The 10,336-nt window shown below is 48.5% G+C and carries 11 protein-coding genes and 1 pseudogene; 4 read left to right on the forward strand and 8 right to left on the reverse strand.

What is annotated here, in order from left to right:
• The 7 genes from V6C93_RS05285 to V6C93_RS05315 form a co-directional block, all read right to left on the reverse strand.
• Positions 1–906: aldo/keto reductase (locus V6C93_RS05285; protein ID WP_333475606.1), on the reverse strand; the 906-nt coding region annotated here is incomplete at its 3' end.
• A gap of 45 nt (positions 907–951) precedes the next feature.
• Positions 952–1,185 (reverse strand): tautomerase family protein, encoded by a 234-nt coding sequence (locus tag V6C93_RS05290; RefSeq protein ID WP_333475607.1) that lies wholly within the window; start codon positions 1,183–1,185, stop codon positions 952–954.
• Between the two features lie 39 nt (positions 1,186–1,224).
• A complete protein-coding gene (locus tag V6C93_RS05295) occupies positions 1,225–1,875 on the reverse strand; it encodes a carboxymuconolactone decarboxylase family protein (protein WP_333475608.1) in 651 nt (216 codons plus the stop codon).
• 195 nt (positions 1,876–2,070) lie between these two features.
• Entirely contained in the window at positions 2,071–2,814 is a 744-nt protein-coding gene (locus V6C93_RS05300; protein ID WP_333475609.1) for an SDR family oxidoreductase, read from the reverse strand.
• A gap of 49 nt (positions 2,815–2,863) precedes the next feature.
• Positions 2,864–3,859 (reverse strand): aldo/keto reductase, encoded by a 996-nt coding sequence (locus V6C93_RS05305; RefSeq protein WP_333475610.1) that lies wholly within the window; start codon positions 3,857–3,859, stop codon positions 2,864–2,866.
• 171 nt (positions 3,860–4,030) lie between these two features.
• Positions 4,031–4,264 carry a tautomerase family protein gene (locus tag V6C93_RS05310; RefSeq protein WP_333475611.1) on the reverse strand — a complete coding sequence of 78 codons (234 nt, stop codon included), beginning with the start codon at positions 4,262–4,264 and terminating at the stop codon, positions 4,031–4,033.
• A gap of 52 nt (positions 4,265–4,316) precedes the next feature.
• Positions 4,317–4,718, reverse strand: coding sequence for a (R)-mandelonitrile lyase (locus V6C93_RS05315; protein ID WP_333475612.1), 402 nt, complete (start codon positions 4,716–4,718; stop codon positions 4,317–4,319).
• Between the two features lie 306 nt (positions 4,719–5,024).
• Here V6C93_RS05315 and V6C93_RS05320 point away from each other — a divergent pair, with 306 nt between their 5' ends.
• The gene (locus V6C93_RS05320; RefSeq protein ID WP_333475613.1) at positions 5,025–6,008 is read left to right on the forward strand and encodes an AraC family transcriptional regulator; all 984 of its coding nucleotides are present in this window, start codon (positions 5,025–5,027) and stop codon (positions 6,006–6,008) included.
• A 42-nt stretch (positions 6,009–6,050) separates the two neighbouring features.
• On the opposite strand, the gene V6C93_RS05325 is transcribed toward V6C93_RS05320, so the two are convergent.
• On the reverse strand, positions 6,051–8,867 hold the full coding sequence (locus V6C93_RS05325) for a hypothetical protein (protein ID WP_333475614.1): 2,817 nt from the start codon (positions 8,865–8,867) through the stop codon (positions 6,051–6,053).
• A 405-nt stretch (positions 8,868–9,272) separates the two neighbouring features.
• On the opposite strand from V6C93_RS05325, the gene V6C93_RS05330 reads away from it, so the two are divergent.
• From V6C93_RS05330 to V6C93_RS38100, 3 genes and pseudogenes are all read left to right on the forward strand, one after another.
• Complete coding sequence (locus V6C93_RS05330) at positions 9,273–9,776, forward strand: hypothetical protein (RefSeq protein WP_414644154.1); 504 nt, start codon at positions 9,273–9,275, stop codon at positions 9,774–9,776.
• Positions 9,777–9,948: 172 nt separating this feature from the next.
• Complete coding sequence (locus V6C93_RS05335; RefSeq protein ID WP_333475616.1) at positions 9,949–10,146, forward strand: hypothetical protein; 198 nt, start codon at positions 9,949–9,951, stop codon at positions 10,144–10,146.
• A 16-nt stretch (positions 10,147–10,162) separates the two neighbouring features.
• A pseudogene (locus tag V6C93_RS38100) lies at positions 10,163–10,336 on the forward strand (DNA double-strand break repair protein Mre11); the annotation flags it as partial.

Genomic DNA, 10,336 nt, shown 5'->3' on the forward strand with positions numbered 1-10,336 from the left:
GGCGGGTGTGAGTTCGATCGAGGCTGCTCTTATGTTTTCCTCTAAGCGATGCAGCTTTGTGGTGCCTGGAATCGGAACAATCCACGGCTTCTGAGCCAGCAGCCACGCAAGCGCAATCTGAGCTGGGGTCGCATTCTTCTGCTGAGCGATCGCACTCAACAAATCAACCAATGCTTGATTCGCTTTCCGAGCTTCCGGCTCAAAGCGAGGGATGGTGTTGCGGAAGTCGGACTCGTCCAGCTTGGTGTTTTCGTCGATCTTGCCTGTCAGGAAACCTTTGCCCAGCGGACTGTACGGGACTAAACCGATGCCAAGTTCTTCGAGAGTTGGGAGCACTTCCTGCTCAGGCTTTCTCCACCACAGCGAGTATTCGTTCTGGAGTGCCGTCACGGGCTGGACAGCGTGGGCGCGACGAATCGTTTGCACGCCTGCTTCCGAGAGACCAAAGTGCTTCACCTTCCCTGCCTGAATCAAGTCTTTCACGGCTCCCGCCACGTCTTCGATCGGCACGTTCGGATCAACGCGATGCTGATAGAGCAAGTCGATCGCCTCAACCTTGAGTCGCTTGAGCGAACCTTCCACAACCTCTTTAATATGTTCGGGTCGGCTGTCCAACTCACTCCACCTCGATTCGCCATTAGAAGCAGGTTTGAACCCAAACTTAGTGGCAATGACCACTTGCCCACGAAACGGAGAAAGCGCTTCGCCTACGAGTTCCTCATTTGTGAACGGCCCGTAGACTTCAGCAGTATCGAAGAATGTGACACCGCGATCGACGGCTGACCGAATCAGTGAGATCATCTCCTGCTTGTCTGCTGCCGGACCATAGCCAAAGCTCATTCCCATGCAGCCCAGCCCGATCGCTGACACTTCCAGATTGCTATTTCCAAGTTTGCGCGTTTGCATTGTTTGAACTCCTATATTTGAGTTAAAAGTCGAAGCTATCCGTTGCTATTCAAATGGGTTATATCCTGGCTGCTTGTAGAGCTTGTCTGGGTTATTCAAAATGTCCGGTTTATAGACCTTCTCTGCCCAATCTCCTGGTTTTATTTCTTTGATCGCTACCGAAATCGATTCTTCGCCGCATTCCAGAATTGAAACAACGTCTTTCACGATTTGCTCGACAAGCCGAACCTTCTGCTGTTCTGACCTGCCTGGATAGAGCTTGACGCTGATGTGAGGCATCGTTTTTTCCCTCAGTTCTTTACTTCACAACATCACTCGTCATGATCGGGCGCTGTTGCTTAAAACCATGTGTAATATTTCGTTCGCATTATCGGCTTCAGGCTTGCCGACTTTGGACTGGAGAACAGATATGAGGCTGTTCAACTGTGCCTCGGTCAGTCCGGTATTCATGCCGATTCTGAAATGCGCTTGCAGTTGAGAGTTAACACCTTTCATGCTGGCAAGAGCCGCAATGGTTGCAATCTCTCTACTTTGGTAGTTCAGGTTGTCGCGCCCGAAGATATCTCCGAACAAGTGACTCTTCAATAACTGATCGATAGCGGGAGCAAATGTATAAACTTCTCCAGAAATCGGTCCTCCTACAAGGCGTGTCTGAATTTCTGTTCCAAGTTCGATACGACTTTTATTGATCGGAAGTGGGCTTGCTTCCCTGCCTGCTGCGTCCTTGATTCCCTTTGCCTCCCTTGCTTTCAGAACGCCCATGAAGGTGTTGAGAGCGTTTAGACTGCGCGGGAATCCTGCATAAGCGTACAGTTGCACCAAAACCTCTTTGATCTCATTCACGGTCAAGCCAGCATCAAGCCCTTCATTTAGGGCAGTAGATAGATCGTCCATATCGCCGTTGGCGGTGAAGGCGGCGATGGTGACAATGCTTTGTTGTCGTGCGTCTAAGCGTTGATCGTGGTTCATTGTTTGTGCCTCCGACACCAATGAAAGGCTAAATATCATGACAGACATCAGTGCCAAGAACACTTCGGAGCTTTTTCATCAGGATTGCTCCATCATTTGCCGTTGTATTGCTCGTCACTGACCTTTTTTACATGTAACGTTTTCACCGTTTAGGCTTAGTGTTAGCAACGGAAAGCCTAACCACCAGCACGATCCTTACCAAGGCTGCGTGGTTGGGCCAATCGTAAATTCGTTCACGTTTGTGTCTTCTGGCTGGTCAATCGCAAACGCCACAACATTGGCTACTCGATCGGGTGAGATGCCATGTTGCTCGTACAACTTTGTCATTTTCTCAGCCGCATCTTGGTGGGTAATCTGATTTAACAACTCAGTGTTAATTGCAGCAGGATAAATGGTCGCAGTCCGAATGTTAGTCCCCTCTTGAGCAGACTCTATGCGTAGAACTTCCATGAAATCGCGTACAAACCATTTCGTCCCACCATAGATCGCACCGCCTGGATAAGCTTTTAATCCAGCAACCGATGAAGTTGCGATCGCATGCCCAGACTTTTGGCTAACAAATGTGGGCAACACAGCAGCGATACCATTGAGTACACCCTTGATATTGACATCAACCGTTTGATTCCATTCATCTGTTTTCAATGCAGAAAGTGGAGAAGTGGGCATGATGCCAGCGTTCAAGAAAATAACATCGACACGTCCAAATTTTTCCTTGGCAAGCTTGACGATCTCAGTATTATCAGATGGGTTAACCACATCCATCACTTGATAGACTGCTTGTCCGCCAGCTTTTTGAATTGCATCAACCAGTTGTTTCAATTGGTGTTCGCGTCGCGCGCCCAATACGACTTTAGCGCCTTTGCTGGCAAGCAATTTCGCAGTTGCTTCACCAATCCCTGATGATGCGCCGGTAATAATCACAACTTTGTCTTTAATCATCTTATTCCTCTTTTTGTTGACTAACGGCTGAGTTCCGCTTTTTCGCCGCTTAGCGACCGACCATTTTCTCTAGGGCTTCAGGGTATCGAGCGCCTTGCACCGCGATCCTTGAGGCAGTACTATCAATCTCGTGGAGATCGTCGGGCGTGAGTTCGACCGAAACTGCCCCAATGTTTTCCTCCAGGCGATGCAGCTTCGTAGTACCTGGAATCGGCACGATCCACGGCTTTTGAGCCAGCAGCCAAGCAAGCGCGATCTGAGCTGGAGTCACCTGCTTCCGTTGTGCGATCGCGCTCAACAAATCAACCAGGGTTTGATTCGCTTTCCGAGCTTCCGGCTCAAAGCGGGGGATAGTGTTGCGAAAGTCGGAACTATCGAATGTCGTGTTCTCGTCGATCTTGCCTGTGAGGAAGCCCTTTCCCAGCGGACTAAATGGAACGAAGCCAATTCCGAGTTCTTCGAGTGTCGGCAAGATCTCTCCTTCAGGCTCCCTCCACCACAGCGAGTATTCACTTTGGAGCGCCGTCACGGGTTGAACGGCGTGAGCGCGACGGATCGTCTGCACACCTGCTTCAGAAAGTCCGAAGTGCTTCACCTTTCCTTCCTGAATCAGTTCCTTCACTGCTCCTGCTACGTCTTCGATCGCCACGTTTGGATCGACGCGATGCTGATAAAGGAGGTCGATCGTCTCCACCTTAAGGCGCTTGAGCGAGCCTTCTACCACCTGCTTGATATGTTCGGGTCGGCTATCTAACTCACTCCACCTCGATTCACTGTTGGCAGCAGGTTTGAACCCGAATTTGGTAGCGATCGCCACTTGCCCACGGAAGGGGGCGAGAGCTTCGCCCACAAGTTCCTCGTTAGTGAACGGACCGTACACTTCAGCCGTATCGAAGAATGTGACACCGCGATCGACGGCAGTACGAATCAGGGCAATCATCTCTTGCTTGTCGGGAAAGGGAGCGTAGGAAAAGCTCATGCCCATGCAGCCCAGCCCGAGCGCTGAAACTTCTAGATTACTGTTTCCCAAAGTGCGCTTTTGCATAATGTTTCTCCTTTGATGGCTTCAAACCAAATCAGTCGTGGATTTTTCTAGTGCCTATCGACTTCACCATCGCTGGATCGCGGTGGTCGAAGAAGGCGCTTTGCTTGCTGTCCAGCGTTGAGATCGCGTTCATATCTTCGGTACTGAGATTAAAGTCGAAGCTGTCCGTTGCTATTCAAATGGGTTATATCCTGGCTGCTTGTAGAGCTTGTCTGGATTATTCAAAATGTCCGGTCTATAGACCTTCTCTGCCCAATCTCCTGGTTTGATTTCTTCAATCGCTAACGAAATCGATTCTTCGCTACATTCCAGAAGCGAAACAACGTCTTTCACGATTTGCTCGGCAAGCCGGACTTTCTGCTGTTCTGACCTGCCGGGGTATAGCTTTACGCTGATATGAGGCATAGTTTTTCTCCTTCAGTTCTTCACCCAACAATGTCTGCCTGCTTAGTTGATACTAAGATCGACCTTCATACTGCTCGTCACTGACCTGTTCCAGCCAGTCCACGGGTTTGCCGTCGAGCCCTTCCTGAATGGCAATGTGCGTCATAGCCGTGGTTTCCGTGGCACCGTGCCAATGCTTTTCACCTGGCGGAAACCAAACCACATCCCCTGGACGGATTTGTTTGATCGCTCCACCCCAGCGCTGCACCAGTCCGCAGCCAGCGGTCACAATTAGGGTCTGTCCTAATAGGTGGGTGTGCCATGCCGTTCGAGCACCAGGCTCGAACGTGACACTAGCGCCAGACGTGCGTCCTGGATCGTATGCCTCGAACAGGGGGTCAATGCGTACAGTGCCAGTAAAATACTCGGTCGATCCTTTGGCGGAAGGCTGTGAACCACTTCTTTTGATGTCCATTTTCTTAATTCCTTCACTTCATGCCATGTTGGTCGCTAGCCCAATCGTAGAGATTGAGCACTTATCGCTTGCTCTATCGGTAGGGATGGGAATTTGTTAAGAAGCAAGGTTAGCCTTGACACAATTTTTGTTGTCAGTAGGCGAATCTCTTGCCCAATCCAAACTGCGTTTTCTCTTGAATAAAAATCCAGACGCTTATAAGAAGCCGGAATCATTTTTCATTGCTTTAGCTTCATTCTAGAAATCTTTAAGGGCAAGCAATAGAACGATCGTCTAAGATCGTTGTACAATCCTGCAAACTTAGAAATGAACGCTGCCAAAACAATTGAAAAGTCCGATAGGGATTTAATGAACGACCCGCAGGCAAAGCGCGAGGCAGACAGAGCGCAAGCCAACCGAGACGAACTGACGGAGTGGATTGCACAGGCTATTCTTCATGATGGGACGATCGAGCCACTGAAAGGATTGCACTTCAACCGCGCCTCCTCCCCTTCGGAATGCCTTCATAGTGTCTCTATCCCTGCCTTTTGTGCGATCGCTCAGGGCAGCAAAGAAGTCCTTTTGGGCAGCGATCGCTATCAGTATGACCCGATGCATTATCTGCTGGCTACAGTCGAACTGCCGATTGTCAGCCAAATTCTGGAAGCATCCAAGGCGCAACCGTATCTTAGCCTTCGCCTCGATCTCGACCCCACTCTCGTTGGCTCAGTCATGGTTGAGGCAGGGTATCCCTCATCGCGCAGCCGTGCTGATGTGAAAGCGATTGACGTAAGTCCGTTAGATGCAAATCTGTTGGACGCTGTGGTGCGGCTCGTCAGGCTTCTAGATTCTCCTGCTGAAGCTCATGTTCTGGCACCACTGATTAAGCGGGAAATCATTTACCGACTCCTGATGGGAGAGCAAGGTAGCCGACTCCGTCAGATTGCAGTTCTGGGTGGCTACACCCACCACATCGCCAGAGCGGTTGATCGCCTGCGGAAAGACTTTAACCAGCCGCTTCGGATTGAAAGCATCGCAGGAGAGCTTGGAATGAGTGTCTCGGGCTTCCACCATCACTTCAAGTCTGTCACTGCCATGAGTCCCTTGCAGTTCCAGAAGCAACTGCGGCTCCAAGAAGCTCGCCGTCTGATGCTGGGGGAAAACCTTGACGCTACCAGTGCTGCCTACCGTGTAGGTTATGACGATGCCTCGCACTTCAACCGGGAGTACAAGCGGCTCTTTGGTGCGCCACCGATGCGCGATGTGGAGCGGCTGCGAGAAGCGGCTAGGGAGACTGCTAGTTCAATATGATCGCCTCAAGATGGCCTAATCTCGCCAGAAATCGCTATAGTACTAGAACTGAATCGGTAACACCAGACCCGCACCGATCGCTATATCATTATCAGCACGGACTCTAAGACTGCCAAACGGCGTCGTACCAACCCGATTGGTAACGTAGGCTTCAAGTTGCAGGCCAGAAATTGCGCTCTTTTCTGAAATACCCAATAATGAAGCGGGTCGCCAGCGTAAGCCTACATTCCAAGGGATAACCGTATCACGCTTGTTTCCGATAAAGGCATTACCCTTCCCACTCAACTCTAAACCCGCCTCTGCAATGACATCTAAAGTTTTAGCTAGAGGAACTGAACCTCCAAAGTTCAAGCCAGCAACTTCTAGACCACTCCGTTGCACAAATCCCAAAGTAGGGGTGAGCCAAATTGCACTTCCCCCCTTAAATTGATAGTGCATTGGGGTAGAAAGAGTGAGGATGAGTAATTCCCCAGTTTTCTCATTACTAAATGCAAATCCACCCTTCTCCAAACCTAGCTTTCCTAATTCGTTGCGATTATTATTAACCAGATTGATGAGTACGTTATTAGCCCGTGCAACAGTTACCAACCCGCTTAAAGTAAAGGGGTCACCATCGGCTTGATGCAAAAAGCGAATTTTGCCACTAAGCCCTAATTCCGACTCATCTACGTTACCTGGAATGCTGTCGAGAAAAGCACCAATTTCTAAATCATCCAGTAGTCCATACCGAAATCCCGTTAATAATCCTTGTCCTCCTCCTTGTAGGCTCAAAAGCAACTGTTTATTAGGAATTGTCCCGCCATCTAATAAAGCAAACCCAGCTGGAGTACTGGGAGGCGGTTGCTGGGTTGAACCAAAATGTTGAGAATAACGGCGATTAGCTCCGGTGATTCCTGGTAAATAGGTAACACCCAACCCGAATGCAAGGTTATCTCGATCAGCAACTATAGATAGTGGTCCGGTATTGCCTAATGTATTAGAAACAAATAAATCTGTAGCCAAGCGAGGATTGACTAAATACCTCAAACCTGCATTAAAAGCAATTGTTCGAGCAGGCAAGCCTGTATTTCGATTAAGGGTGTTATTTCCTGTAAAGGGAACAAAAGCATCCCCCCACAACATCAGCTTTGAATTGAGCTGATAACTGATACCTCCTGCCAAACCCAATGTAGTACCAAAAGCGCCAGAGTTATTTATAGGAGGTGTGTTGAAATACAAGGCATTATCATCCGGCAAAAATGCAACCTTAGGTGAAAGGGTAAACTGCCAGCGGTCATCCGTTCTGATGGTAAAGGGCAACTCTAGTGAAGTTACCACTCCCTGATTTTCTCCGTTTGAAACAGGGCCATTGGAATTGAAAAACCGAAAAGGACGACTGGCATTTCCTAAAGAAGCCGCAGCTACACCACTAAGCGCTAGCGTACCTTCCGGATTCTGCCAAAGTCGTTGCTTTGCCTGAAGGGTCAATTCTTGAAAGAAGTTAGGCCCGGTACCATCTGGATTGATGCGTTGAGCATTAAATGACCCTTGAGTCACTGGCCCAGAATTATCAACCGTCTGTGCATCTAGCGTCAGTTCCAGGTTATTAGTAACACCCCAAGTAATACCAAACGTCGGCTGACCCGTCAGACCAACACTACCGGCTGTCCCAGCTGGAAAAGATTGACGGTAACGGAAATTAGTTATAACCTCCCCTTGCCGCAATTGGTCAGCGGTTGTGAGAACAGGTTGACGACTCTGTAAAAATCCGGCTGTGCTAGCAGCTCCTGAATCATTTCTGGGAGAAGATTCTGTGTCAGCTATATCATCCGGAGAAGCTTGAACCAGTGGTGCGGATGTTGCCTGCTCTATAAGATTTGTATTAACAGCATTAACAGAGTTATCTGAAACTTCAAGTGTTGGAACGCTTTTTGTTAACGTTTGAGTTTCTTCTGGAAAAGTTTCTACTGCCGTTATTGAATTGTCAGAGGAAACTTTAGGTAATGCCTGCGTGCTTTGAAAGGGGATTGACGAGGCCATCGAGTCGGCAAGATTCATGAGAATCTTGGGTGACTGCGTGGGAATCCTGACGGTATAGAATTGGTCGTCCTGCTCCCACATCAGGGATGAAAGTTCAGAGATTTTTTCTTGCTTTTTTCCATCCAATAAATATCCCTGAATATTATTAACTAGAGTGATGGGAGTTGCTTTGCTCTGATACTTTCGGAATTCTCGTTGAGCCTCAATGGACGTTTTTGCAGCGGCTTCAAAACTCCCGACTAAGCAAGATGGCTGTTGCTCTTGGCAGCTGAAAAGACTAACTGTTAGCCCAGATTGAAAGGTAGAAGGAGAGGCTATAACGATGTATTGACTACTCAATACATCCCGGTTACTACGCTCACCCATTTGAGATGGCAAGCGCATCATTAACCCTGGCGATAGGCTTGCTCTAATTTGATCGAGATATGGGGTAAAAATATCAGCAGTAAAGACCGATAGTTTGACAGAAGAAGAGATGGCGACCGGAGCTTTACTCAAGAGGTGATGGGGTGGCTGGAGCTTTCGTGAAAGCGTAGCGGAATGTACTCCGGAGGTGATGGGGTTAAATTCTCTGACTCTTTCCCTTTTCCTCTGCCCCTCTCTATGTTTCATCGTAGTCGCTGTTACCGATGTGTCAGGTTGTGCCTCCAGCGTTTCAGGCGGGGCGATCGCGTTCTTTACCTTTGTTGGCTCTGGCGTGGTAGTCCTTACTACCAGAAAATTGTCCGCATCTAACTCCTTTGTCGAAAGCGTCAAGCTAGGGGAAGCGTTCGCCTCATCGCTTAACGCCGATGCCGTCAGAGCGGCTAAGGTATAAATAGCAACATTCGAGACAGGCATAAACCTTGTCCTATCGCTCCGAGTCAGCATTCAGCTTCCATGTAAAAGTCACACGAGTCTTGGCACAAGCTACAACAACTACAAGGAATCCAGTTGCTGTTAGATGGTTAGTAACCGATACAGAAGCTTCTGACTCTATCAGGATGATTTGGGTAAAAAATCAGGAGTAAGCTATTGTGCCTTAAAGCAATGCCCTTCTCATGAAACCTGGGTTGATTTCAGCTATTTACACTGATTCGACCCAGGTTTCTATTGATAATTACCGAAAAATAAGAGAGATTGTTGCAGTGATTGAGTATCATCAACAGTATTAGAGATTAAACGGCACGAACTAATATCAGTACTCGCGTGAGCATTCCAGAGTCAGTGACATTTGAAGAAGCGATCGCACTCACCCAGTCATTGATGTCCCAAATGACGGCGGGTGAACTATCAGCGCCAGAAATTTCTGAGGCGATCGCTCAGTTAGTGAAAAGTGAAAACGGTGCCAGAGGTTTTTTTGTTAGCTACCTCACCTCTGAAGACACCTTAGCCGACAAACCCTCACCTGAAGTGATTCAGGCACTACAGTCATCGCCAGATATTGTGGCAGAACTTTTGGTGAAAAATTTAGCCATGTCATCCGCACAGGCCGTTACCCATCGCCGCCAGGGTAATGAAGAGATGGCTCAAGGATCTGACCGAGTGCGATCGCGTACTATCAGCCTCATTGAAAAGCTTAAACTACCTCAGTTGCGAGAGCGTTTTGTTGCCTTATATGAAAGTGCCACAACGGGAGAAGGTATCTACCAAACATTTCTACAACGCTGGGGCTACGATGCTCAACAACGGCAGGTCATCTGTGAGGCTCTAGAGCAAGTAATGAGTGAAATCGAATCTGAGCCCAATCTTGAAGACCATTACAGTTGAAGGTTAGCAAGTTGCAGGTTGCAGGTTAATCCCTCTTTTGTTACTTTGAGGCTTAGAGTTCGGGCGAAGCATTCTTGAATAAAGCTTTTAGGCTTTGCACCAAACTTGCGGCAAGAATGCTTCGCCCCTACAAAAATCGTGCTTCTTACCCGGAAATAACAAAAGAGGGTTAATGATGCCAACCTTCCAACCCCCAACCTCCAACCTTCAACCTCCAACCTTCAACCTTCAACCTTCAACCTTCAACCTTCAACCTCCAACCTTCAACCTTCAACCTCCAACCTCCAACCTCCAACCTCCAACTCCCAACCCCCAACCTTCAACCTCCAACCTCCAACCTTCAACCGGGAATCAACCTGTAACTCCCTGACCCCTAACCAAGCGGCATGATTAAAATTCTTCACTTGTCAGATATCCATATGGGAAGTGGCTTTTCCCACGGACGGCTCAACCCAATCACGGGTTTAAACACACGTTTAGAAGATTTTGTCAATAGCCTTTCGACATGTATTGACCGAGCGATTTCAGAACCCGTAGATCTAGTTCTCTTCGGAGGAGAT

The sequence above is a fragment of the Allocoleopsis sp. genome, assembly GCF_036703385.1.
GTDB lineage: Bacteria > Cyanobacteriota > Cyanobacteriia > Cyanobacteriales > Coleofasciculaceae > Allocoleopsis.

Bases quoted from the DNA above. Each gene is read 5' to 3' on its own strand.
- V6C93_RS05290 (WP_333475607.1), bottom strand. From the start codon at position 1,185: ATGCCTCACATCAGCGTCAAGCTCTATCCAGGCAGGTCAGAACAGCAG.
- V6C93_RS05295 (WP_333475608.1), bottom strand. From the start codon at position 1,875: ATGAACCACGATCAACGCTTAGACGCACGACAACAAAGCATTGTCACC.
- V6C93_RS05300 (WP_333475609.1), bottom strand. From the start codon at position 2,814: ATGATTAAAGACAAAGTTGTGATTATTACCGGCGCATCATCAGGGATT.
- V6C93_RS05305 (WP_333475610.1), bottom strand. From the start codon at position 3,859: ATGCAAAAGCGCACTTTGGGAAACAGTAATCTAGAAGTTTCAGCGCTC.
- V6C93_RS05310 (WP_333475611.1), bottom strand. From the start codon at position 4,264: ATGCCTCATATCAGCGTAAAGCTATACCCCGGCAGGTCAGAACAGCAG.
- V6C93_RS05315 (WP_333475612.1), bottom strand. From the start codon at position 4,718: ATGGACATCAAAAGAAGTGGTTCACAGCCTTCCGCCAAAGGATCGACC.
- V6C93_RS05320 (WP_333475613.1), top strand. From the start codon at position 5,025: ATGAACGCTGCCAAAACAATTGAAAAGTCCGATAGGGATTTAATGAAC.
- V6C93_RS05325 (WP_333475614.1), bottom strand. From the start codon at position 8,867: ATGCCTGTCTCGAATGTTGCTATTTATACCTTAGCCGCTCTGACGGCA.
- V6C93_RS05330 (WP_414644154.1), top strand. From the start codon at position 9,273: ATGTCCCAAATGACGGCGGGTGAACTATCAGCGCCAGAAATTTCTGAG.
- V6C93_RS05335 (WP_333475616.1), top strand. From the start codon at position 9,949: ATGATGCCAACCTTCCAACCCCCAACCTCCAACCTTCAACCTCCAACC.